The sequence below is a fragment of the Psychromonas ossibalaenae ATCC BAA-1528 genome, assembly GCF_000381745.1.
Classification (GTDB): domain Bacteria; phylum Pseudomonadota; class Gammaproteobacteria; order Enterobacterales; family Psychromonadaceae; genus Psychromonas; species Psychromonas ossibalaenae.
Window position 1 is genome coordinate 1 of the sequence record NZ_KB907015.1, and the last position, 25166, is coordinate 25166.

Genomic DNA, 25166 nt, shown 5'->3' on the forward strand with positions numbered 1-25166 from the left:
CTGTCTCTTGATCACAAGTCATCAAGAGACTCTAGCATTGCAATGGATTCCATCATTTCAGCAAGTTTTAGCCAGCCTTGCCACATTGCTTTGACACCAACTCGGCCGTTTCTTTTACTGTCGTACCAACCTCCTAGCTTGGCAATTGCATAATAAAACCAATGTAATGAGGGAGTTTTTTTGGGAACTGCTTTATTTTTCTCTATTTTCAACCAAAGTATTTTCCATGTTTTGTCCTGCACATGAACGGTACAACTTATTGTTTTAGCTGTTTCTTTATTCTGTGCCAATTCCTGCAACTGCATTAACCTGACTGCAATAAAGGCTTGAATAACGGCAATTCTTTTTAAATTGTTAAGGCTTTGCAATCTTAATCCTTCAACATCAGTACCGTCAGTTTTCCACACTTTATGAAATTCTTCTATGCGCCATCTTAATTCATAATATCTAACGACTTTTAAAGCATCTTCGGAAGTGTATAACGGCTCGCTTGTGTAGAGAAGCCAGCATAACGGTTCACTTTCTTCTTTATTATATTCTTGGCAAATAATTAAGTTGATAGGCAGTGCTGGTTCACCAACCGCTCTTTGTGGTTTTTTGATATTGATTGTTTGATAGCTCAATTTCATTTTAGCTTGTCTCGCCGACCGGCCTCCTTTTTGTTTAACGTCGACGCTATAACTGCACTTGCTTTCAGTTGTCTTTAATAGCTCGTTTAAATTAGTAAGCGGGTCAAGCAGCTTTCTATTTTCTTTTGCTCTAACCACAAATCGATGCCCATTCATTTTATGATAAGCTAAGTATTCATAAACATCGGCTTCTCTATCACAAACATCAATAATATTAGTAACTTGACCTGTTTTTTGTTTGACGGCATCAAAGCTTTCTTTCCATCGATAACTTTCCTTATCCTTGAATAGTCTACTTTGTCTTTCGGGTTTACTACCAGCCACTTTCTCTTTTCTGAACCAGTATTTCTGGTTAGCGAGCCCTATGATTTGTTCATTTTCAGCATCTAGCATTAAAGTAGAGTGGACATATAGACTGCGTCCTTTAGCTGATTTGCTGCCAGTATTCGCAGAGCTAACATCACCAAGTTCACTGCACAGACTATTATGTTTAAAGCTTATCCCTGTTGTATCCTGTATGGCCAAAACATCTGTACATTCCCTGGCTACTTCACATGTATGATTGAACCCAGTTTCTGCGATGACTTCTGGAACAATATTATCATTGCGGATGAAACGATAAGCTGCTTCAATCGTTGCTGGATCACCGCTTGCTTTTACCACTGATTCACCAGCATTTTGAGCCATACTACCTGCTAATTTCGTAAGTCGTTTTGTCCTTCTTGGGTCGCCTAAGTCGGTATCTCCGAAGATCAATTGCGCCCACTCTGCAGCATTTAAATCGCTCATTGTTTTTACGTTTCATTAGAAAATTTAACCTATTAGATCATAACTTTTAATGTCCGTAAACTTGTGTATAAGAGACAGCGCGGAGCATGGGAACGAGTGGTGTGTAAAACATGGGAGGGAGTGTGAAACGTTAGGGCTAGCGGAATTTCATTTTGGGTGAAGAGTCTTAATCCTTCCTATACTTTAGTACCTTGACACAAAAGTTTTGAACGATTCAGCGGGATTTAAAATTGTTAAATACAAGGCATTTGCTTGAAGACATAGTTGTTCTATGTCGAAAACAAATAATGCAGTAGTTGGCGGTTTAAAATCCGCCCGGAGGGAGCTCACCTGGCAAGTGAACACTGCGTTACTTTAATTTGAAAGGCATCAGCCTTCCTAAAACAAAGTGCCTTGTGTTAACTCACCAGGTGAACTCTGAATCAATCAAAATCTCTGTGTAAGGTACTAGGTTAAAACCCCGTTTAAACAAACCATCACCTTCGAAGGGAGGCATACAATGAAATACATTTCCCTAGCACTGCTTTTAGTTCTTTCCAGCGCCGTACAGGCAAAAACGCTTACTCTGATCGCCGGGCTTTCTCTACCCCCATATGTGATCCAGGAAAGTGACTCTGGGATGGAATACGATGTCATCAAAGAGGCACTTGCGTTTAAAGGCCATACACTTGTTATGAAGTATGTGCCTTTTGCACGGGTGTCCGTTGACTATCCTAAATATGACGGCGCAATCACCATCAACGAATCATCGGGAGCCAAGGGTAACTACTCGGATCAGGTCATCACTTATCAAAACTATGCAGTTACCTTAAAAAACAAAGGGATAAAGATAAATTCAATTCAAGATCTGCAAGACCAGAAGATTATTGCTTTTCAGAATGCCACCAAATACCTCGGTGATGAATTTGCACAAGTAGTAAAAGGCAATTCTAAATACCGGGAGCTGGGACAGCAGGTGAAACAGGTAAAACTTCTTTATTCTGGCCGAACTGATGTTGTTGTTTCCGATATAAATATTTTTAAATATTTCAGAAAAAGTGTAACAGACGTAGACACCACAGCCGAAATTACTCTCCATGAAATATTTGCAGCAGTGGGTTATAAGGTTCTGTTTAATGATGTCGCGTTAAGAGACGATTTTAATGCCGGCCTTAAGTCACTGAAAGCTTCCGGCCGCTATGATGAAATCGTTAATAGTTATATAAAGTAAGCTCGTGAAACTAGCTTGTATCGGGTAATACATAAGTACTTGCCCGGCAATTCGATTAGTGTGAGTTCCCACGCGGAACATGGAGCTCGAACATAAGGGCTAGTGCTGTTGATTTTGCGTGTATAGGTCCTCATTCATAGAATGTGTATTAGTCATGTTCACTGCCGCCGCACTGGATCGGTACTGGGAGGGAGTTAATCCGGTTTTTTGTTTGAACAAACGGCAGAAGTAGTTGCTGCCGGAAAAACCGCATGAATCTGAGATATGTTTAATGCGGTTATTATTATTCAATAATAACTCGCGTGCTTTAGTCAGGCGCTGCGCGCACAGGTAGTCTTTAAAACTGATGTTTCCCTGCTGCTGAAACAGGTGAGACATGTAATTAGGAGAAATATAAAATTTTTCACTGATCATTTCCCGGCTTAACGCGACGCTGAAATTATTATCGATGTAATCAACAATACGCTGAAACAGTTCTTTCTGGCGGTTAGGTCGACATTCTGACGCTTCTCCCATCATGGAAATATGGCTTATTAACGAGCGGATGACTAAGGCCGGAGTATGGTGATCTGCTTCCTGAGCGCACAGTTCATTTAAGGCCTGCAGTAAACCGTTACCAATTCTTTCATGCTGGCGTATGACGGTTTTCTTTTTCAGGCTGCTGAACTTCTGACCGTTCCATTGTTGTAAACTGACTCCAATTTTATGACTGCTGAAAATAAAGCTAAGGATGGTAACTTCATCCTGCCAGACCGGTAGACTCCAGGCTGATGCCGGAACATACAGTACATCGCCGGCTCTAAGGTGCCGCTCCATACTGCAGCCGTCAGAGGTACCGTAGCGGCTGACAATACTGCCGCTAATTACAATATCCAGACGCGGATTATTTATCTGCCAGGCTAACTCCGGCACATCACAGTTTTTGCCTGCAGCATAAATCCGTTTTACGGACTGATCATTGTTAATGACATTATTTACTAGAACGAATATTTCATCATCATGTTGCTCTTTCGGGCGAAGAGCTTGAACCGCATCTGCTTTAATCATCGTGTTAATCCAATTCAACGTAATTCACCATTTTGAAAATATTTTCATATTCTCTTACAAAACTGCTTTTTCATGCTAATAACTAGGCTGTTTTACCTAGTATTGCATATAAAATGAACACAAAGTGTAAATTTTTACACTTTGTTTGTGTTTGTGATGTTTATCTCGTTATTTTTTGGAAAAAATTATCACAATGTGTCCGCTTAATAAATTTGAAATTATCTTTTACTGGAGTGTTAGCGAATGAGTAGAAATGTAGTGGCAATTACCGCTTGTGCGGCAGGGATCGCACATACCTATATGGCGGCTGAAGCATTAGAAGTCGCGGGTGAGGAGCATGGTTTTAAAATAAAAGTTGAAACGCAGGGCTCAATCGGCGCGGAAAACATCCTTACTGAACAGGATATTGCTGAGGCTGATGTGGTTATTCTTGCTTCCGATATCGAAATTGATATGGCCCGTTTCGGTGGTAAAAAGGTTTATAGGACTAGGCCAAAAGTTGCCATTAATGATCCGCTTGCATTAGTTGATGCGGCGATTAAAGAGGGCACGGTATTCGGCGCGAAAGGCACTGAAGTCGGCGGCGTTACATTGGGCAAAACCAGTGAAAATGGTTTCATTCAGCATGTGATGAGCGGCATTTCTTATATGGTGCCTATGGTTATCTCTGCGGGTTTACTGTTAGCTATTGCTAATATATTTGCCTTTCAGAAAGATGATATGGGTCGTCTGGTTGCATGGGGATTTGATCAGACAGATCCGCTCGGCGATTTTATGTTTCACATGTTTAAACTCGGACAGATCGGCTTTTTATTAATGATCCCGCTGTTTGCCGGGTTCGTGGCGAATTCGATTGCATCCAAACCGGCAATCGCACCTGCGATGATTGGAGCTTATATCGCCAATGATGCGGAGTTTTTAGGCACCGAAACCGGCGGCGGTTTCCTGTCGGCAATTTTAGTGGCATTTATTGTTGGTTATTTTGTCCGTTACTTAAAGCTTATCCCCTGGCCGAAATTTATGAAACCGATTGTACCAATTATGATTTTACCGTTAATCGCGACCTTCTTTATTATGGTGGTAGTGAAGTACATGATCGGCGGGCCGATTGCCGCTGGTATGAGCAGCATGTATGAAGGATTAAACTGGCTGACCATCAATTACTCCTCTTCAACCTTTATTATCGGTGCGATTATCGGGGCTATGATAGGTTTTGATTTCGGCGGACCGGTTAATAAAACCGCGTTGATTTTCGGTACTGCTGTATTCACCGATACCGTAGCAAAATATGGCATAGAAGGGGCTAATTTTGTACCGGGAACGGCTGCTCAAGCGGCTATTTCTGTTGCACCACTGGGCATATTTTTAGCCTCAAAACTGTTTAAAAATAAATTCACTACCACTGAAAAAATTTCAGCAGATTCTGCATTTGGTATGGGCATAGTCGGCGTGACTGAGGGGGCTATTCCGTTTGCCGCCGCCAACCCGATTCAGATGATCACCGCTAGTGTTTCGGGCTCAGCATTAGCGGGTGGTTTAGTTGGATTCTTAGGGGTTAAATTCTACGGTGGTATCGGCTCTCCAATCGGTACGTTTGTCGGTTACATTGAGCAGCCTATCCCCTTTGTCACCTGGATCCTGTGTACTTTTGCAGGTATCACATTAACCGCGCTGATTATCGGCTTCTGGCGTAAACCTGTTGAAGTTGAAACTAAATCAGAAACTAAAGTTTTAGAGCCAGAAGCACAGCCTCAGCCGTCCGCAGCCGCTTAAGGAATAATGATGAAAACGGTATTTAATAACAACCATCTTATTGTTGATGAACACTCGAAAAATAAAGAACAGGCGTTGGCCTTTATTGCACAGAATGCGGCTTCATTAGGTTATGTTGCGGATGCGGATCTTTACCAGGCCGGATTACTCGACCGGGAAGATAATTCCAGTACCGGCCTGATGGGGGGAATGGCAACACCGCATTGTAAAAACGCAACGGTAAAACATGCCGGCATTTTTGTTGTGCGTTTCAAACATGCCATTGAATGGCAGACCATGGACGAGGCTCCCGTTAATACCGCCGTGGCGTTAACGATTCCGGCAGAGGGGGCTGAAACATCTATTCGTATGTTAACTAAACTTTCGCGGCGCATGATGAGAATCGCATTTCGTGAAACCCTGCAGCAGGGGGATATTAAACAAGTTGAAAGTGTTATTGCTGAGGCAATTGCTTAATCGTCAGGTAGAGAGTTATTTTTATGAAAAAAACATTTCACGTTATCGCACATACTCATTGGGATTTTGAATGGTATTTCTCGGCCCATGAGTCTCTGATTCAGCTCATTTACCACATGGAGGAGGTAATGAGCAGCCTGGAGAGCGGTGAGACAGACAGTTATTTACTGGATGGCCAGTTGAGTATTGTTGAAGATTATCTGCAGCAGTGTCCGGAGCAGGAGCAAAGGTTTAGATCATTGGTTGAATCAGGAAAGCTGGTTATCGGGCCCTGGTATACACAGACCGATCAGCTGATTATCGGCGGAGAGTCGATAGTCCGTAACCTAGCCGCCGGTATTCGTTCAGGTCAAAAATACGGTAATGTAATGAAGGTCGGTTATGTACCGGACTCATTTGGTCAGAGCATCGACATGCCTAAAATTTACCAGGGAGTCGGCATTGATAAAACCGTATTCTGGCGGGGGTTGTGCAGTGATGTCTGTGCCAGCCGGGAGTTTAACTGGTCCTGTGAAGACGGCAGTAAAGTCTTAGCTTACAATATTAAAAACGGATATTTTACCGGATCCTATATTATTGATTTTGATGATCCTGCGCCTTTGTGCGAGCAGTCTGCCGAGGGCACATTAGCGAATCATGTGGCAGTACCTCTGGGCGGCGATCAGCGTTATATCGATTCTAATATTAAAAGCCGCATTGCGCTTTGTAATCAGAATAATGCAGATTATCACCTGATTGAAAGCAGCTATCAGCAGCTGTTTGAGGCGATTCAGGACGAGGAGCTGGATCTGCCTGAAATCCGCGGTGAGATGATTGACGGTCAGGTTTCCAAAATTCACCGTTCAATATATTCATCGCGCTATGATCATAAACATCTTAATGACCGTATTGAACGACGTTTAAGTTATCAGCTTGAGCCGCTGATGGTGATGGCTGACAGTTTAGGCATTGCGCCGCAGTCTTGTTTAGTGAGTAATATCTGGAAAGTGATTATGCGCAACCATGCGCATGACAGTGCCGGAGGCTGTAATGCGGATAAGACCAATAAAATTATAGCTGCACGTTATGAGCAGGCGGATCAGATGTCCGGCTCTGCGGTCGATTATTTAGTGCGGAAAATTGCCGAGTCACAGCAGGGCGGTATTGACGGGCGTTTGACGATTTTTAATACACTGCCTTATGCACGAGAGCAGGTCGTTAACGTTAATATATCAACACAGTCGCCATATTTTTTATTAACCGGCAGTGACGGCAGACAGATAGAGTTTGACTGTCTTAAGTTGGAAAAATGCTACCGCGGCACGATTCAGAAAGATGCCGCCGATAATGATCCGGATAAATATTATTATCAGAGTGATATCGAATTTGTCTACCCGCTCGGCGCCTCCTCTGTTGTCAGCCTACAGGTAACAGAATTAGATAAACCTGTGCAGGAAAGTACGATACTGCTGACTGCTGATTGTCAGGAAGCGCAGATCAGCAATGCTCATTATCAGTTAACCTATAAAGACGGACAGTTTACTCTGTTTGATAAGTATCAGCAGCGCTGCTGGACTGACTGTATCGCCCTTCATGATATGGGAGACGGCGGTGATACCTATGACTATTCACCTCCGGAGCATGACTGGCTGTTAGCACTTAACTGGTCGCAGGCGAGAGTATCCGTGGGCAAAGGGCGTCTGTCGCAGACTTTATTTGTTGAAGGTGAGTGGGCTCTTCCTGAGGATTTAACAGCACGTCAAAATAAAGAGCTTAACGGCGTTGTCAGTTATAAACTGGCTTTCCGCTTAGAAGAACAAGGAACTGGTGCTGCTTCACAACAAGTCTGCCCGCTGCTGATTGAAGCGGAGTTTGATAATCAGGTGCTGGATCACCGTATGCAGCTGGTGATTACTGCGCCGATAAGTACTAGAACAAGCTGGGCTGATACACCGTTCGGCACGGTGGAACGGCTAAATGAAAGTGAACATCTCTATGACTGGTCTGCTGCAGGTTGGAAAGAGGAGCCTAGCCCCATTTATCCGATGCTGCATTTTGTGAATATGCATGATAAAAACAGCAGCTTAACCTTGTTTACTCAGGGCGGCAAGGAGTATGAAGTTTTAGCTGATAATAAACTGGCGCTGACCCTGTTCCGCTGTGTAGGCTGGTTGGGTAAACCGGATCTGCAGCGTCGGCCGGGTATTGCATCGGGACAGCAGTTTAAATACATTGCTACGCCGGACAGCCAGATGCAGGGAACAATCAACTTTGACTGTGCAGTACTGATTGAACCTGAGTTTAAACCGGCTTCCCTGCAGCGGCAGTGGCAGCAGTATTCGGTTAAGCCGCTTTATTATCAGAATCAGTCACTTAATCAGTTTACCAACACCTTGAAATATTTTGTGATGCACCCCTTAGCTGAAAAAATTGCAGACAGTTATGCCGGGTGTTTGATTGATTGTCCTGAACTGGTGGTGAGCGCGTTAAAACCAGCTGATGATAGCAATGGTTTTATTATCCGTTTATATAATCCCGGCAGTGAAACCGTTAGAGAGCCAGGAAGTATTTCTCTGCCGGACTCGGTCACTGCGATTGTCGAAACCGATCTGCTGGAAAATGCCGTGTCAGCGCTCTGTTGTGTTAATGGAAAAGTGAATTTGAAAACCTTTGCCGCCAAACAGATAAAAACGTTTAGATGTAGTTTTTAAGTTATAGCTGAATAATCTGGATATAATAAACGCCGCTTCAAGTTGTTTTGAAGTGGCGTTTAACTTTACTGAACAAAAATCTGCTCTGTCGCCACCCAGTTTTGAATTGAATCTCTGTTATCGTGAACGTATTGAGAATAGATGTAATCGACTGCCATCAGGAGCGGCATTTGCCCTGAAATCATGCCCGTTGACTCTTCGCCGTGTAAAGAGGCGGTTAACAGAGTCATATCTGCGGTGCTGATAAGCTTGGATTTTTCATTGGCGGTAATGCACAGAACCGTTATCCCTTTTTGCTTCATATCCTTAGCGTAATTCAGCATAGCCGCATTTTTACCCTTCAAAGAGAATAAAATAACCAGTGCGCCGGGTTTTAAGATAGAGCTGAGCATGCGCATTGAATCGTTATCCTGAACCACTTCAACAAACTTACCTAAACGTGTGAAGCGGAATTTAAAATCAGCCCCGGCTAACGCACTGTATCCTGATCCGAAAATATGGATAACCTCATGCTGTCCGATAACAGCGCTGAACTTTGCAACCAGTTCTTTATCGAAACGTTTATCAAACTGCTGCAGTATATCGATGTAATCATTATGCAGGCCGTTTAATTTAATGCTTTCCTGCGGGGATTCCTGATCCAGCTGCTGCTGGTAGATAAACAGAAATTCTTTGAAGTTATTGAGTCCGATCTTTTTACAAAAACGAGTAATTGAAGCTGTTGATACACCGATCAGAAGGGCCAGCTCTTCTATGTTTTTGACGGCTTTACGTGCTAGAAAGTAGTCTGCAATCTTACTGTCTGCAGAGGTAAATTTGATGCGTGCGTATTCAAATAGTAGTTGGAAGTCTTTATTCATTTGATCCTCGTTTCAGGAGATACAACAAGGATAACTTATAACGAAAATACTTTCACTTCAAGGTAAGAAAATGATATTTATGGTGGGGATGTTGAAAATATTTTAACTGCGGCGAAGTGCTGCTAACAATGTCGAATACACTTCGCCGGGGGGGAGAGGTAATTGACTAAAAGTAATACTCAAGTCCCAATCGCGCTTCAGTGTAGTCTACACTGTCTAGTTCCATCGCTTTAAGACGAAGATAAATTAGTGCATCGTCATCAATAAAGTACATCGCCTGACCGGAAATGACGTTATCTGCTGTATCTGCCACTTTTACACTGTCAATTTCGAGATCACTGTTAGCAGCATAACCGATTTTAAACTGCCAGTAACCTGTCGAGTATAATGCGCCTACAGAATATGCAGTCTGATCCTGAACGCTGCCTATTTCAGATTCTAGGGATTCACTGCTGTAGTCTGAGTATTCGGCGGTCATTACTTTATAAGCACCAAATAAACCAATTCCGTTTTTAAAGTTCAATTCATAACCAGCAATATAAGTGGTGTATTCCGATTGTGCTGTTTTACCGTCAGTTTCACCGCTTGTATCTTCAACATTTACCAGACGGCCGGTACCATATTCATAACCTAAATGCAGCTTTAACGGCCCTTGGGTATAATGCGCCGATCCACCGACAAAATTACTGTCTGAATCATTGGGATTATTACCTCGGCCGATTGCGGTTACGACTGAAAAGCCAGACCAGACCGGGCTCTCCCAGCTGATTTGATCTGACTGACGATCGTAATTTGCACCGCCTTCAATATCTGCTCCCCAGTCAAAGACATTACCTAACCCTGGATTTGAGTAAGGCCAGTCAACAATATCGTACAGCGGTGTGGTAAAGCGCCCGAACTTGATAAGTCCCCATTTTTCATCAGTAAAGCCTGCATAGGTATCACGTAAACCAAATTGACCGTCACCTTCGTTATCACTCCAGCCGACATTATTGCCTTCAATCTGCCAGACCAGTTTAGGCGCGCGGGCCATCTCTTTTTCACCGCGGAAACCGATACGTGATTCATTTTCAATGCGGTTAACGGTGTCTTTGCCGTCTTCTCCCAAACTGAACAATGAAATAGCGACCTGGCCGTATAATTCAATCGGTTCATCTTCACGAGTTTGCTCAACATCTTCTTTATGTTCAACAGCGTAAATACCGATATCATCATTTTTCTTGCTGTCTTTAACCTGTGTATCATGCTGAACTGAGTATATATCGTCGCCTTTTTTACCTTCTTTATCCTCTTTAGCTAAAACTGGTGAAGCAATTACGGAGGCAAGAATTGATGTTATCAATAGTTTCTTCTTGAACATTTTTTATTCCTATCTATTTTTTAGATTAATAAGTTACAGCTCAATAAACGTAATCAATCTGCCGCGGTGAAATGCCGCTTCCCTTTCCTTTTATCTGGCTTCATGCCCTGTTGTACAAATTAACTAAGTCTCTTTTGTTGTGCTCATGCTTGTTTCCGTAAGTAATATACAACTGCCGAAAAGGATAAAAAATTGGACATTTATATGAAAAACAGCACATATCTACTGCCGGATAAGAAACATGATCTAAATCTCGTTTGCTTGCTAGGAGAGGGCATGAGCAGCTTGTTTATACCTCATTACCATGCTTCGCGTGGTAATGCATAGATTCTTGCGTAATGTTGTTGCTGGCAGTACGAATTTCTTCGCGGCTATGGGAGCTAGTGAAAACTTGTTGCTACACTTTGTGTAGCGGTGTTATGGTGTGTTTAATTATTAATCATAGTGAGACAGCGCAATGACGTTACCAGTACCCGGCGAGCCGGTAAGAGGTTCAAAAACCGGTAAGCCGATTATGGCTTTATTTGATTTGTTAGGCCGTACCTGGTGCATGGGTATTATCTGGCAGCTGAGTTTAAGCAATGCCACTTTCAGGCAGTTACAAGCGCGCTGCGAAGATATTTCTCCGACATTATTGAATAAAAGACTGCATGAGTTAGCTCAATTAGGTTTAGTGAAAAAAACCGAGACAGGTTACGGGTTAACGGAGCAGGCGTCAGCGTTGGCATTATTAATCAAACCTATGGGACCCTGGGCTCGCTCCTGGGCTGAAAACCTGCCGCAACAGTTAAAAAGCAAGGAAAAAAATGATGCTTAAATATAGTGAAATGCAGCTCAATCGCTGTTCAAATCAGCGCAAAAATCCGCAGTGGTTAGAGAGTCAGAAAAACACTAACAGCCGCTGGGTGTTGATGCATTCTGATCAAAACTACTTTAGTCAGGGTGATAACAGGCCGCTGTTTTTATCACTTGAAGCCGTAGAGCATCTGAATTTAGACAATGCGGTATTTTTAGGTATTGATGAAAATAACGATAACAGACCATATTTTGCTTTAGATTTAACTGATACAGATCAGGCGTTAACTACTGTGTTTTTAGCACAGGGAGAATTTATTGATTTACGTAAATTAGCCGTGGTGCTTGATAACCAGTATGCATCATTACTCGCACTGGCTCGGGGAATCTGCTTCTGGCATAGAACCCATGGTTTTTGCGCGCGCTGCGGCACTGCAAGTCAGTTAGTAGAAGCGGGGCATTCTAGATTATGCAGCAGTCAGGAATGCGGTCATCACACATTTCCGCGTACTGATCCGGCAGTGATCATGATTGTCAGAAAGACTTTCGCCGATGGTATTGAACGCTGTTTGTTAGGCCGTCAGGCATCATGGCCGGACGGTGTTTTTTCAACCTTAGCCGGCTTTGTGGATCCGGGGGAAACATTAGAAACTGCCGTCGCCCGGGAAGTGCAGGAAGAGTCCGGTATCAGCGTAAATAATGTTCAATATATAACCTCGCAGCCCTGGCCGTTCCCGTCATCGATTATGTTAGGTTTTATTGCTGATGCCTGCAGTGAAAAGATTCAAGTTGATAAAGATGAATTAGATGATGCCCGATGGTTTTCCCGTGATGATTTGAACGCTTTCGGAGAATGGGGCGATGAAGGTGCAGGTTTTAAATTATCGAGAGTTGATTCCATCTCGCGTTACTTAATTGAATACTGGCGAAAGCTGGGGGATTAGTAAGCAATATACCTCGTTCCAATGCTCTGCGTGTTCCCGCGCAGAGAATTTATATGGCTGTACCGTACTGTTCGTACTGATGTTTTAACCCGCAAACTTATAGTGTATAAGTCGCAACGGGGCGTTTCGACTTGGCTTGCTGAGACGGGAGAGGGGTATATAACCACAGGTTTTGATGTACATTTCGGTTTTCTTTAGGGGCAATTTGAACGAATAACTAGCCTATTTAAAATTAATATTTTATTAAACAAAGCCTTCAGCTGCATCAATTGCGCACCGAGCCTCAATTAGCGTACAACCAGTCTCTGCCATTAATTGATTGACCGTAATTTCAGGGGTAGATTCCATTATCAACGTTAAACTATAGATCGGTTTTGGTAGCGCTTTATCAATGGCTTCCGCAATCCATAATACTTTTTCCATCCGTATTTTTTCACTTATCTCAACAAGCTGACTTTGGTTGCCCATTAGTAACCAATTTTTCGAACGGCGGATACGCTTTAAGCTACAACCGTGTTGAGTAGCAAGTCCTACCATTGTCGCTTTACAGTCAATACGATGTAGAAAATTATTTAACTTAATTGATATCATTTTTGAAGTGTGATTTGGCACTGCACCCACCATTAGGATTGTTTGATAAGTCAAAGGTCAATAATAACTGCTACGCAGACGTTTGACGAACATGAGCCTTAAAGCATGCTCTGTATATGGAGTATCTGTTACTTGAATAAACTTATGTGCTTGGCCTATAACCTTGGTAACAATAAATCGTAAGCTTGTTTTCTCCCATGAAGCGAGCGTTATCATAGAGGAGCTTTTTCTCTATGGTGAGCTAGTAAAAAAAGCTCATTCACGAGCTATTTTTTGCTGTATCTAATAGCCAATTAACAAAAGCATCAATATTTGGTGTGGTTCGCCTTAATGGGTCTGTAATTATGTAATGGGCACCAATCGCAATTGGTTCTAATTCAGCGATAGCTGGTACTAATATACCAGTTTTTAATTCGTGTTCGATATAGGCTTTGTTAGTCAGAGATATTCCAAGTCCAGTTACAGAAGCTTGAATTGCAGTGTCATCATGTTCAAACCTTAATGAATTTTCAAAGTTTAGCTTAAAATCTGGTACGGATTTCAACCATAAACGCCAATCACGTCCCGTTGGTTCATTGAATATTAATCTATATTCACTTAAGTCATTAATATTAATTGGTTGACCTTTTGGAAGGATGGATGGTGAGCATACGGGCTGAAGCCACTCAGCCATAATAAACTGGCTGTTATTTGGTGGTGAACTATCTTCGTCGTATGGATTTCCTAAAACATAAACTATCTTTGCGTCTAATTGTGATCCTAATGGTTCATTATTACTTTTCCCTGTATGAATATTAATTGGATATTCAGGAAAACAAGATTCAAAAATAGACAGTCTAGGCATAAGCCAACGAATTGCAAAACTTGTAGTAACAAGGATATCCAATTGTGGTGACATACCTCGAATTTCGTCAGAAACTTCAGCTATTTGCTGCATTGCCAAACTACTTACAGTGAACAAACGCTTTCCTTTATTAGTCAGTTTTACCCCTCTACCAAGGCGTTCAAACAACGAACAACCATAGTATTCTTCAAGCCGCTTGATCTGCCTGCTAACCGCGCCTTCAGTAACACATAGTTGATTCGCCGCAGCTTTAAAACTCATATGAGAAGCAGATGCATTGAAGTAAGTAAGAGCGATCAATGGGGGAAGTTTCATAACATTATGGTTATCATATGGCTTTACAATTTGTAAAGTATAATGACAAGCTTCATCGTTAGTCAAACTCTCTGTAAATGATTTATTATTAGATCGTTGAATTATTAAAGAGCATATGGCTATGACTATGAAAAACAAGACGTTACTGTATAAAGAAACACCGGGTAAAAAGAACGCTATTCACTTCAACAATGCGGGAGCCGCTTTAATGCCCGATTGTGTTCTAGATGCCCAACAACAACACCTCTCTTTAGAAGCTGAAGTTGGTGGCTACGAAGCTGCAAGTATTGCTTCAAATAGAGTTGAGGCAGTGTACGATTCGATTGCAAAACTTATAAACTGTAAGCGGGACGAGATAGCTATTGTTGAAAACGCTACTGTAGGTTGGATGATGGCTTTTTATTCTATTCCTTTTGAGGAGGGCGATAGAATTTTAACTGCTGAAGCAGAGTACTCCTCGAACTATCTTGCTTATCTACACCTTCAAAAAACAAAAGGTATTAAAGTAGAAGTTATTCCATCAAATGAGTATGGCGAAGTGTGCACACAATCTTTAAGTGACATGATTGATAATAAAGTACGCTTAATTTCAATAACACATGTTCCAACCAATGGGGGGCTAATAAATCCCATCGTTGAAATTGGTAAAATTGCAAAAGAGAATAATATTCTGTACCTTGTCGATGCATGCCAATCCGTAGGGCAAATGTCTATAGATGTAAAAAAAATTGGATGTGATTTTCTTTCTGTGACGGGGAGGAAATATCTCAGAGGGCCAAGAGGGATAGGTTTCTTATATGTTCGAGAAACATTGATTGAAAAACTCCACCCTCCGATGATTGATCTTAGGTCTGCTCTTTGGACTTCTCCTGAAACTTATGAGTTAAGTAAGAATGCAAAGCGTTTTGAGAATTGGGAATTTAACTACAGTGCGTTACTTGGATTAGGTGCGGCAGTTGACTACGCACTAAATATTGGTTTAGAGAATATTGAAAATGAAGTTCAGAGACTTGCAGATAATCTGCGTACTATGTTGTCTGAAATTGATGGGGTTTTAGTAACGGACATTGGAAGAAGGCAATGTGGAATAGTCTCCTTTTGTATTTTAGGCATACCTGCAAAAGAAATATTTGACTCACTAGGCAAGAAAAAAATAAGAGTAAGTATTAGTAAGCCTGAAAGCACACTAATTGATTCTAGAAAACGGAATCTTTCAAACATAGTACGTGCTTCTGTGCATTATTATAATGATGATGATGAGATTAGTACATTTGTGCACGAATTAGAGAAAATTATTGAAGAAGCCGCCACATAACTATCTGAGTTCTAGTTCAATAAATTGGCGTCACAACCCTCATTTTGATGATAGATTCCTACGCTCGCTTCTTTCCGGAAGCGAGCATAATAGTGATCACAGATTTTTAGCTTTATAAATCGCAATTGGGGCGTTTGCGAGTTGGCTTCCTGAGGCGCAAAGGGGCACATTCCGACTTAGATAATATGACTGGCTGCACTTTTACTCTTCGTGCCGCTTAATGGACGTTTACCAGCTGTTTTTGTTAAATCTTAGTGTGCTGCTTTATCTCCCCAAATTTCTTTGAGTCGTTTATCACGGCCGCAGTTCCAGCGATAGAATTTATAGCGAACGGGGTTGTTTATATAATAATTCTGATGGTAACTTTCGTCACCTTTAATGGGGTAAAAGACAGCTGCTTCTAGGATTGGCGTAACCACTTTTTGATTAGGGAACTGCTCGGCTATTTTTCTTTTAGATTGTTCCGCTATCTTCTTTTCAGTTTGGCTGGCAGCAAAGACAGCACTTAAATAACTTGAGCCTTTATCACAAAACTGTCCTTTATCATCAAATGGATCAATGTTAATCCAGTAATGGTCTAACAACTCTTTATAACTAATTTTTGCCGCATCATAGGTTATCTCAACAGCTTCATAGTGGCCTTTATGATTGCCAGAATAGGTTGGATCTTCTAACGTTCCGCCAGTAAAGCCGGAGATAACATCACTTACTCCTTCAAGCTTCTCAAAATCGGACTCCATACACCAAAAACATCCTCCAGCGAGTACGGCTTTATCTGCTGCTGCTGCATTAGATGCATAGAGCAGCAGGCTGGTTAATATAAACAATAGTGGTTTACATTTCACAAGATTTCTCCTTCTTTTAACTAAAGAATAGTCTAAATAGACTATGTCTAGATTGTACAAGGGGCATGGCTATTTTTGTGTTTTATTGCGTAAACGAATAAGCATGTTTATTCTGAACATAAGCTATTGTTAGCAATAATGATCTTATGCTTTAAGCATTAAACTAAAAGCGCATTGAAAAATGAAAGATTGTATATTAACTAGACTTCACGGATATCGAGTTAGCTATACCTATGCGAACCAACGACCAGAACGAACTGCGCGCTAAAGGATCTTCTCTTAAACCTTTAAGCGCGCTTGTTCCATTTATAAAACCCTATAAGGGTACATTGACTGCTGCCGTCATAGTCTTATTGATGGCGTCTGCGGCAACGAGCTGTCTGCCGATTGCAGCCAGATACCTTATAGATAGTGGTATCAGCAGTGGTGATCCTGACAAAATTGATTTTTATTTTCAGCTGGTTTTAGGTGTTCTTCTGCTGATCAGTTTATTGTCAGCTAGCCGTTTTTACCTGATAACCTGGCTGGGTGAACGAATTGTTGCTGATATCCGTAAAAAAGTATATTCACATGTCATCAGACAGGATCCTGCTTTTTTTGAAGTGACCCAGACAGGGGAAGTTCTATCTCGACTGACGACTGATACAACGCTGGTACAATCTATATCCGGGGTCGGAATATCAATCGCACTGCGCTCATCTGTCATGTTGATTGTCTCTCTTGCCGGTATTATGTATACCAGCCCCTCTTTAACACTGATGATTCTATTACTTGTTCCTGCTGTAATCGGACCAATATTGTGGATTGCCCGCAAAGTACGCAAACTGTCTCGCGCGGCTCAGGACAAAATTGCGGACTCCAGCGGCATGGCTAATGAAACGTTGAATGCTATCGAGACCGTGCAGGCATTCACCCTTGAGTCTTTACAAAGCAGACGTTTTGCAGAAGCAGTAGAAGCCGCATTTATAGCGGGCCTGCAGCGGATCAGGGGACGCTTTGTGATGTCTTTAGGCTCTATGTTTCTGCTCTTTGGCGCTGTGACGCTGGTACTTTGGGTTGGAACGCGGGAGGTATTAGCTGGAGACATGCTGCCGGGAGAGCTTGCTCAGTTTGTTTTATTCACGGTTCTGCTTGCAAGTTCAGGTGCAATGCTTAGCGAAATGTGGGGAGAAGTTCAGCGCGCTGCAGGTGCGATGGAACGGCTGTTCGAATTACTCGATGCACAGCCATTTATTCGTGCACCGGCAAATCCGATACCTTTACCCTCGCAGGGAGGAGGTAGTATTGTATTTAGTGAGGTCGACTTCAAATACCCCTCGCGTCCGGATACGCTTGCGATAGATAATTTTAACCTGAACATCACTCCAGGAGAAACTATCGCATTTGTAGGGCCGTCGGGTGCGGGTAAAACAACAACTTTTCAACTGTTATTGCGTTTTTATGACCCGAATACAGGCGCTGTGTTTATCAACGGGGTTGATATAACTAAAACGGATCCGCAAGCCGTGCGTGCTGTTATTGGTATTGTCCCGCAGGAAACCATTGTCTTTGCCGCCAGTGCGCTGGAAAACATTCGTTACGGCCGACCGGATGCAAGCGATGATGACGTTAAGTCTGCAGCACAGGCCGCTTTCGCCGATGAATTTATCGAACGCTTACCTGAGGGCTATGATACATTTCTTGGAGAAAAAGGGACGCGTTTATCCGGAGGACAGAAACAGCGCATTGCTATAGCGCGTGCAGTTTTGAAAAATCCGCCAATATTACTGTTAGATGAAGCAACTAACGCGCTGGATGCTGAGAGCGAACGACTGGTACAGGAAACGCTGCAGAAACTGATGCACAATCGCACGACTATTATTATTGCCCATCGCTTAGCGACTGTACTCAAGGCAAAACGCATTGTGGTTATGCATGAAGGAAGGATTCAAGCTATCGGCAGCCACGCGGAGCTTGTGAAAAAAAATCCTCTTTATGCGCGCCTGGTCGAATTACAATTTCGCTCCGCAGAGGAATAATACCAATCGGATTAAGTATGTGATCTACTTTTTGCGTAGGAAAAACTGCTTAGTTCAAGGCGTAAATTGATGTAAGCGGTTGTTCCCTTTACGAAATTTACAACGAAGAAATAAGCTGTTTTAACCAGTAAAACTGATCAGCTATTTATTCCGATTGGTATAACTGATGTTAATTATATCCGGTCATTTCCACGAATCCCTGACCAGTATGTGAACCATTAAAAGTTACCATTCCTTCGAAGTATTCAATAGCAAAACGCATGATCTGCTTGTTATTGATTATATTTATATTTATATCAATATCTTGAGATTTGACCTTTAAGGTAAAACTCTGCGGATAACCAAGCTTATTTGTAAGGCCGCTCTGCAGATTGATATCTTTAATTTCTAAGATATCTATCTCCCCGCTGCTGTGCATCAGGCTGCCGTATAGAAAATCATCTTCCTTGGAACGAATGCGGTAAATCATCAGTGCCTTATCTTTGGATAAGCGTAATGAAAACCAATCCCAACCCTGCTGATCCCGTGCGAGCATGCTGGATCCCCATTCCCGATCAAACCATGCATTTCCAGTTACTGTTTGCCGTTTGCCCTGCCATAATATTTCGCCTTTTACATCAATGAAGGGCTGAGAATAATAGTGACTGGCAATATCTTCACTGTGATGCTTTTTGCTAAAGCCTTTATTTCCCTGCAGATAAAAATGTTTTGAACTGGATAATGATAATTTCACCTGCCAGTTTTTCTGTTCAGGATTTTCATTTTCTAAAATAAGGTCTTGTGTAGAAGTGTTGTTGAGCTGCTCATTGCCGCCGCCGTAATTTGAAGAACCATAACTGAGCTGGGCGGGTAATAACTGTGCAGATGACTGCCATATCCAGTCATCAATAACTGCTCGAAAAGGTCTATCAGAGACTTCTACATTACCAAGCTCTTCTCTGCCGTTACGAAATGCAGAAAGGTGCTCTTTTGTATCCGCTAACGCCGCATGAGCAAAGTACAAATGGCGGTTATTTACAGCGGTGCGAAATAATGTCCATTGACTGGCAAAACGCTGACCGTTCTCGGAAGTTAAATTAGTCGTTAAGTACCACCATTCATGTCGATAGTTTTTATGAGGTGAATGGGCTTTAGGAAAGGTAATGTTATGACTTGCAGAGGCTTGTGTATATTGCTGCTGATCATCAGCCAGTTTATTTAGATGATTTCGACTAGGCAGATCTGCTGTTATTAAGAAAGCGGCCAACAGGCCTAATCCTAGTAGAAGCACTATTATCAGCAGTAAGTTAAAATGACGTCTGCTGCTTTTTATCACATTCATAAGCTTGATCTGACATTAAGTTTAAACAGGGGAACAGTTAACGCGGGAATTAAAAATAACAAAGCAAGTGAGCTGCTGACTGCAAAAGGGGCAACATTTAGCATAAGCGGCATCGACCAGCCGAATGAGGCCGGCAGTACTTTGCTTACTAATGCATCAGCTAGGATCACAGCTATCGGCCAGCTCAGCAGAATGGTCCCTAAAGCAAGCAGTAACCATTGTATCAACATGTGCGTAAACAACTCCATTTTGCTATATCCCAAACTGCAAAGAATGTATAAATCAGTTTTGCGGGCCAGCTCTAAACTGTTTGCAGACAAAAACAGCCCCAAACAGGCGATTGAAAGTAATAGCGCTACAATGGTATTCATAAGCACAAAGGTTTGAGAGAAGATAGCAAGTGCTTGTTTCTTTATTTGTTGTGGTTCATAAATCTGCTGCTCTTCTAAGTCGGCTGTCATTAACATATCTTGTTTGTTTATCAATTGGCCCTCTTTAAAAAACACCCCGAAACCAGTATCAACCCAGCCGTCAAACAATTTTGATATTCGTTGTTTTTTCAAAGTGGCAGATAAACCCGGATAGCCGTAATCGTAATAAATGCCTTTGATTTTACACTTATATTGTTTGCCGCCTTGCGATAATAGCAAGCCCTGATCGACAGAAAGCTGTTTCTTTAAAGCGAGTTGTTCATTGATATAACATCCCTCGTCTAGTGTGTTTGATGAAGATTTGAACAATAATGATTCAAGCTGGCGAGCAGACTGGTAACTTAAAACCTTGACGGGTTCATTATCGACTTGTGCCCGGGTATGTTGAAATAGAATGTATTGTTCAACTTCTGATTTATTGTTTAACCATTCTACTACTTGTTGATTCTGCCAGCTCTTATGGCGAATAATGATATCTGAGCTTAACTGCTGATCAATATATTTATCAAAAGCCGCCTCAAAGCTATTCACCATTAAGGCGGCTGCAATACTTGAAGTTAGCGCTAAATAGAATGCTGCAAGCGGTAAATAGCGTCGTGCAATCTGCTTGGCGGCATCTTTAAAAATATATTTAAGACGAAAAGACTTAAGTAAATATCCGCTTACAAAAAGCACCAGTTGTAAAAAACTTGGCAGCAGTGCAACACTTGCTGTTAATAACAATCCGTACTTCGCCATAAGCTGAAACCAGTTACCGCCCGGCCAAAGTAAAAAAAGCAGTAACAATATAATGCCGGCTGCTGAGGTTTGAAGGTAAGGAAACCGCTCCGTTGATGCTCTTGCAGAGAGAGCAATATGGGCAGTACTGATAAGCTTAAACTGCTTGAATAACGCGAGTAATACTGCTGACGATGAAATTATTAATGCCCATATTACGTATTGCCATTGCCACACAAAATGACCACTGCTGTTAAGTAAATAGATCTGGCTAAGGGTTAAACCAACTAATGGTAATAAAGCTGAAACTAAAACGGCAGTTATCAGTATGCCCAGCCCGGAAGCTGTTATCAGCAAAAATAATAATTCGATCGACATGGCTATTTTTAGGGTTTGTAACTGCACACCTAACAAACGTAATTGTGCTGCTAATTTACCACGCTTACGCCACGCCTGACTGCCGGCTTGAAAGGCAATAAACATACTCATAATAAACCCCAATATAGCCAGCACATTGAGGTTCAGGTGCAGTGCATCGGCAAGGCCCAGGCGCTCCTCTACGGACCATGGTTTATATAGCGTTAAATGCCCGGGTAATGCTGATTCCAGTTGTTGTTTATTTTTTTTGCTAAGCGGTGCGACCATTAGATAGCTAAAATCACCTTCTTCAGGGAATAACTGCCAGGCAAGTGCAATATCCAGCAGCGCAGCGTTACCCCATTGTTCTGCAGCTGTTAAGCTAAAGGCAATAAACCTTTGGTCAGCTAAGACAAAGTGGTTATGAGCCGCTGCCTGGCTACTCATATCCGTATTTTTAGTTTTTTTAACCTGCTTTGTATTAACCCCTTCGGACAAAAATAATGTATCTCGGTATGTTTGGTTAAGCAGCACCGTCTGGCTGTTAAAGCTTTCAGGTTTCATTATACTCAGGGCTAACATATCGATAGCTCTGAAGGAAATACGTTTTCCATTAGCAAGCTTTTTTATGAAGGTTAATACGGGGGTTATTTGCGTAAAGCCTTGTTTTCTTAAGGTCGAAAAATCATCTTTAGTAAGTTTTGCGCCGGGCTTCGCAACGATATGAAAAGCGACTGGATTTATTAACTGCAGGTTTGCCTGTTGATACTGCTGCTTACTGGCATGGTTTAAGATCAAAATAGATAACAAGGTACTTGTCGCAATGGCCAAACTGACAATAAAGCCTAGGTTTAATAAAGGGTTGTTTTTATATTCCGCGACCTGGGTTTTCAATACCAGATAGAGATCTCGGTATGCCGGTTTGATGTTTGTACAGGTCGATTTTTTATCCTCCATTAAAATGCCTTTTCAACTAACGTTAGTTGACCGTCAGCTAATCGATAAATTTTATCCATTCTCTGAGCAACATTCACACTATGAGTGACCATTAATAATGCTGTGTTATGAAGTTTTGCTAACTTGACTAATAACTCAACAACACATGTACTGTTGTGTTCATCAAGATTACCGGTCGGCTCATCAGCAAGTAACAATTTAGGTTGAGCACTAAGTGCACGAGCAATAGCAACACGCTGCATTTCCCCCCCGGAAAGTGTTGCCGGATATTTATGCGGCAAACTGTGTATATCCAGCTGCTTGGTAAGCGTGCTGCAGAGTAATGCATCATAACGACCAGCTAAACGGGCGCTGAATTCAATATTATCCTGTACTGACAGGTTAGACAGCAAATTGTACTGCTGGAAAATTATACTGAGGTGTTTTTTTCTTAGCTCACTGAGTTTTTTCTCCGTCGCTTGTGCCAGTTGTAAACCTGCAATACGAATACTGCCTTGTTGTATCGGCTCAAGCCCTGCAATCAGGTTGAGTAAGGTGGTTTTACCACTGCCGCTGTCGCCCATTAATGCAATACATTCACCTTGTGACACAGATAAACTAATATCTGACAAAAGCTGCCGGTGATTGTCACCATCAACAATTTGATGGTTAAGTGATTCAATGATTAAAGACAAAAGCAATCCTCAATTTCAATGATTTAAACTAGTAATTAGTAGGGCCTGTTTATCTTTGCTCTTTGTTCCTGCTGGAGGCTATTTGTATGCTCAGCAAGGCGGAAGTCATACAGTGTAGTCACTCTACATCAATGACTGAGAACGCAGTTGAGTGTAAAAATAGCCCCAGCCCTTCGGGTTGTGTCTGAAAATCCCACACTCTGCGTTGCTCATCACTCATTTAGAGCAACTAAACTTCATTCTTCGCGCCTTGATTGAGGAAATTTCAGGCTCAACAGAGGCAATTTTAAAAGATAAATAGGCCCTAATATTCCAGGTCATTTTGTTATTTGCTTGTTTTACTTACAGGCGCTTATAAATAGATGTTCAGCATAAGAAGAATAAGCGTCATTTTTCGTTTAAGCAAAGTTAGCATAGACAAATTAGAGGGGATTTAGATGTTGAATTGACCTGATGTTCGTTAATTATTAAGAGCAGAATCAATAAACATAAAGAATTTAACTCGGACTATCAAAAACAAAATTACAACAATAATACGGAATAAACGGTAAGACCAACCTATTAAAACTTGCTTAAGGCGGTAGTCATAACAGACTACCAAGCGAACATAGGTGTCGGTTTAATTTACACTATTAATCACGTTCTCAAAGTGCCTTTACCTATCAGTTTGATAATTATGCTTTTTTTATTAAGGCACACTTAATGCAAGGTTATAAGCAGCAACAAAAAATTGCTGTAACACATTCGTTAATTTGTCAGAGAAAGGAGAGTAACTATGTTAAAAACTTTTTCTACTATTATTGCTAGTGCGTGTTTCGCTTTAACTACTATGAGTGCATCTGCAATCCCGTTTGTGGCGATGCCAGCTGATACGTTAGGGCCGTTAAACGGGGGAACAGTACTTGAAAATGTAGTTTCACCTGGAGCAGGAAGCGCAGTATTAACATTTGATTTAATTGGTTATAGAACTGTAGATGGTAACAATGGTTATGATGATACTTTTAGATTAGATATTAACGGTAATAATCTATTTATCGGTGCTTTTAATATGGGCGGCGGCGGCTCTACTCATATTACTTTTCAAGATCCTGGAGTGACAATTGTTTCGACAATGACTCATGGGCTTTACCGGGGCGGACTAACCCAGTTTGCTGTTAACCATAATTTATTATCTGGTAATAACAGCTATCTGTTTGATTATGGTGTCATGCAGGGGTTAGGCGATGAGGGCTGGGGTCTTAGAAATATTGTTATTAGAGGCTCAGTAAACGACGTACCAGGGCCGAATACTATTGGCTTGTTAATTTTATCCTTAGGTCTATTGCTTTGGTCTAGGAAAAATAAAGTTAAGTAACACGTCATTAGTTAGGCAGTGCTGTTTCTGATTAATTTTGGTCAGCTGCCTTTATGAGTTTGCCGTACGCTTTGAAAGCTTTGAGTGTGCGGCAGCTGTATCAACCCTATGAAAAATATATCACTCAATTTAATCGCTGAAATCAAATAAATCGCAGTAATTTGCATTTTTATTTCCACATACTTTACCGTGTGTGCTTTTTCTTATTGTTGCATTTTTACAAGTACGATTATATTTATCTAAATATTTATTGTGTTGGTCAACTCTTAAATTTTGTTTTTTTAAAGCTTTATTGTATAAAGCAACATAATTGTCTCGATCGTAGTTAATTGAATTAAAATCATTTATTAAATAACTTCTTTTGCTTCCTATTGTATGAGTTAAAGCTGATTCAATTCTATCGAGTTTATAGTCAAATGAGTCTATTTTATCGTCAATCTCATTCATAACTTCTTTTAATCTATTAATATTACCTTCTTTTTGAGTGATTTTTTCATCGTAGTAAATACAGTTCTCTACTTGAGTCTCAGTTAAAGGTTTTTTCGCAAAAGCACTAGAAACAAACATTAAGGAAAAGGCAAGTGCAAATAATTTTTTCATGGTTATCTTCTTAGGTTAAAACTTTTTAAACTCAAATCACAAAGTAGATATGCTGTGTCACTTTGTTAATTTCTGCGATCATTTTGATTTACAGTCGCGAATATACGCGAATATTGATTTTAGTTTTTAATTTAGAACAAAAAAACCATTTCATAAAGTAATGCTCAATTACATTGCTCCGTAATTGAAAAAGCTTTACTACAATCACCTGATAAAATGGGATAATCTAATTTGAATCGAGAGCAGAGAGAGTACGACGGTTTCCCTGTCAATG

The 25166-nt window shown here is 41.4% G+C and carries 20 protein-coding genes; 9 read left to right on the forward strand and 11 right to left on the reverse strand.

Annotated features, from left to right (window positions below; all coding sequences use genetic code 11):
* Positions 1–11: 11 nt before the first annotated feature.
* Positions 12–1418 (reverse strand): IS4 family transposase, encoded by a 1407-nt coding sequence (locus tag G327_RS0118580; protein ID WP_019615382.1) that lies wholly within the window; start codon positions 1416–1418, stop codon positions 12–14.
* Between the two features lie 499 nt (positions 1419–1917).
* Between G327_RS0118580 and G327_RS0118585 the strand changes: the two genes are divergently transcribed.
* Positions 1918–2628, forward strand: coding sequence for a substrate-binding periplasmic protein (locus tag G327_RS0118585; RefSeq protein WP_019616314.1), 711 nt, complete (start codon positions 1918–1920; stop codon positions 2626–2628).
* 99 nt (positions 2629–2727) lie between these two features.
* Here the strand turns inward: G327_RS0118585 and G327_RS25095 are convergent, their stop codons facing one another.
* Positions 2728–3675 (reverse strand): helix-turn-helix domain-containing protein, encoded by a 948-nt coding sequence (locus G327_RS25095; protein WP_019616315.1) that lies wholly within the window; start codon positions 3673–3675, stop codon positions 2728–2730.
* A 243-nt stretch (positions 3676–3918) separates the two neighbouring features.
* Here G327_RS25095 and G327_RS0118595 point away from each other — a divergent pair, with 243 nt between their 5' ends.
* Genes G327_RS0118595 through G327_RS0118605 form a run of 3 tightly spaced genes read left to right on the forward strand, consistent with a single transcriptional unit; the run spans position 3919 to position 8594 of the window.
* Positions 3919–5448 (forward strand): PTS fructose transporter subunit IIC, encoded by a 1530-nt coding sequence (locus G327_RS0118595; RefSeq protein ID WP_019616316.1) that lies wholly within the window; start codon positions 3919–3921, stop codon positions 5446–5448.
* 9 nt (positions 5449–5457) lie between these two features.
* Entirely contained in the window at positions 5458–5904 is a 447-nt protein-coding gene (locus tag G327_RS0118600) for a PTS sugar transporter subunit IIA (RefSeq protein ID WP_019616317.1), read from the forward strand.
* 23 nt (positions 5905–5927) lie between these two features.
* Positions 5928–8594 carry a glycoside hydrolase family 38 N-terminal domain-containing protein gene (locus tag G327_RS0118605; protein ID WP_026339439.1) on the forward strand — a complete coding sequence of 889 codons (2667 nt, stop codon included), beginning with the start codon at positions 5928–5930 and terminating at the stop codon, positions 8592–8594.
* Positions 8595–8659: 65 nt separating this feature from the next.
* Here G327_RS0118605 and G327_RS0118610 read toward each other — a convergent pair whose 3' ends face one another.
* The gene (locus tag G327_RS0118610; RefSeq protein ID WP_019616319.1) at positions 8660–9454 is read right to left on the reverse strand and encodes a MurR/RpiR family transcriptional regulator; all 795 of its coding nucleotides are present in this window, start codon (positions 9452–9454) and stop codon (positions 8660–8662) included.
* 166 nt (positions 9455–9620) lie between these two features.
* The gene (locus G327_RS25100) at positions 9621–10814 is read right to left on the reverse strand and encodes a porin (protein WP_019616320.1); all 1194 of its coding nucleotides are present in this window, start codon (positions 10812–10814) and stop codon (positions 9621–9623) included.
* A 457-nt stretch (positions 10815–11271) separates the two neighbouring features.
* On the opposite strand from G327_RS25100, the gene G327_RS25105 reads away from it, so the two are divergent.
* Entirely contained in the window at positions 11272–11631 is a 360-nt protein-coding gene (locus G327_RS25105) for a winged helix-turn-helix transcriptional regulator (protein ID WP_019616321.1), read from the forward strand.
* Positions 11624–12553: an NAD(+) diphosphatase gene (nudC, locus tag G327_RS0118625; protein ID WP_019616322.1), complete on the forward strand. Its 930-nt coding sequence runs from the start codon at positions 11624–11626 to the stop codon at positions 12551–12553. Before G327_RS25105 ends, nudC begins: the two co-directional genes overlap by 8 nt.
* 243 nt (positions 12554–12796) lie before the next feature.
* On the opposite strand, the gene G327_RS0118630 is transcribed toward nudC, so the two are convergent.
* Positions 12797–13165, reverse strand: coding sequence for a ribosome recycling factor family protein (locus tag G327_RS0118630; protein ID WP_211217251.1), 369 nt, complete (start codon positions 13163–13165; stop codon positions 12797–12799).
* A 238-nt stretch (positions 13166–13403) separates the two neighbouring features.
* Positions 13404–14369 carry a LysR substrate-binding domain-containing protein gene (locus G327_RS0118635; protein WP_211217252.1) on the reverse strand — a complete coding sequence of 322 codons (966 nt, stop codon included), beginning with the start codon at positions 14367–14369 and terminating at the stop codon, positions 13404–13406.
* Between the two features lie 55 nt (positions 14370–14424).
* Between G327_RS0118635 and G327_RS0118640 the strand changes: the two genes are divergently transcribed.
* Positions 14425–15618, forward strand: coding sequence for an aminotransferase class V-fold PLP-dependent enzyme (locus G327_RS0118640; RefSeq protein ID WP_019616325.1), 1194 nt, complete (start codon positions 14425–14427; stop codon positions 15616–15618).
* Positions 15619–15869: 251 nt separating this feature from the next.
* Here the strand turns inward: G327_RS0118640 and msrA are convergent, their stop codons facing one another.
* The gene (gene msrA, locus G327_RS0118645) at positions 15870–16463 is read right to left on the reverse strand and encodes a peptide-methionine (S)-S-oxide reductase MsrA (protein WP_019616326.1); all 594 of its coding nucleotides are present in this window, start codon (positions 16461–16463) and stop codon (positions 15870–15872) included.
* A gap of 233 nt (positions 16464–16696) precedes the next feature.
* Between msrA and G327_RS0118650 the strand changes: the two genes are divergently transcribed.
* Positions 16697–18481 carry an ABC transporter transmembrane domain-containing protein gene (locus tag G327_RS0118650; RefSeq protein ID WP_019616327.1) on the forward strand — a complete coding sequence of 595 codons (1785 nt, stop codon included), beginning with the start codon at positions 16697–16699 and terminating at the stop codon, positions 18479–18481.
* 169 nt (positions 18482–18650) lie between these two features.
* On the opposite strand, the gene G327_RS0118655 is transcribed toward G327_RS0118650, so the two are convergent.
* From G327_RS0118655 to G327_RS0118665, 3 genes are read right to left on the reverse strand one after another with little or no spacing between them, the layout of a single operon-like run.
* Positions 18651–19802 (reverse strand): lipocalin-like domain-containing protein, encoded by a 1152-nt coding sequence (locus tag G327_RS0118655; RefSeq protein WP_019616328.1) that lies wholly within the window; start codon positions 19800–19802, stop codon positions 18651–18653.
* Positions 19799–22264: an FtsX-like permease family protein gene (locus G327_RS0118660; RefSeq protein ID WP_019616329.1), complete on the reverse strand. Its 2466-nt coding sequence runs from the start codon at positions 22262–22264 to the stop codon at positions 19799–19801. The genes G327_RS0118655 and G327_RS0118660 overlap by 4 nt, the downstream gene beginning before the upstream one ends.
* Positions 22264–22938, reverse strand: a complete 675-nt coding sequence (locus G327_RS0118665) for an ABC transporter ATP-binding protein (RefSeq protein WP_019616330.1) — start codon at positions 22936–22938, stop codon at positions 22264–22266. Before G327_RS0118665 ends, G327_RS0118660 begins: the two co-directional genes overlap by 1 nt.
* Positions 22939–23713: 775 nt before the next feature.
* Between G327_RS0118665 and G327_RS0118670 the strand changes: the two genes are divergently transcribed.
* Positions 23714–24292, forward strand: a complete 579-nt coding sequence (locus tag G327_RS0118670) for a hypothetical protein (RefSeq protein ID WP_019616331.1) — start codon at positions 23714–23716, stop codon at positions 24290–24292.
* Positions 24293–24421: 129 nt separating this feature from the next.
* Here the strand turns inward: G327_RS0118670 and G327_RS0118675 are convergent, their stop codons facing one another.
* Positions 24422–24892, reverse strand: coding sequence for a hypothetical protein (locus tag G327_RS0118675; RefSeq protein WP_019616332.1), 471 nt, complete (start codon positions 24890–24892; stop codon positions 24422–24424).
* Positions 24893–25166: the final 274 nt, after the last annotated feature.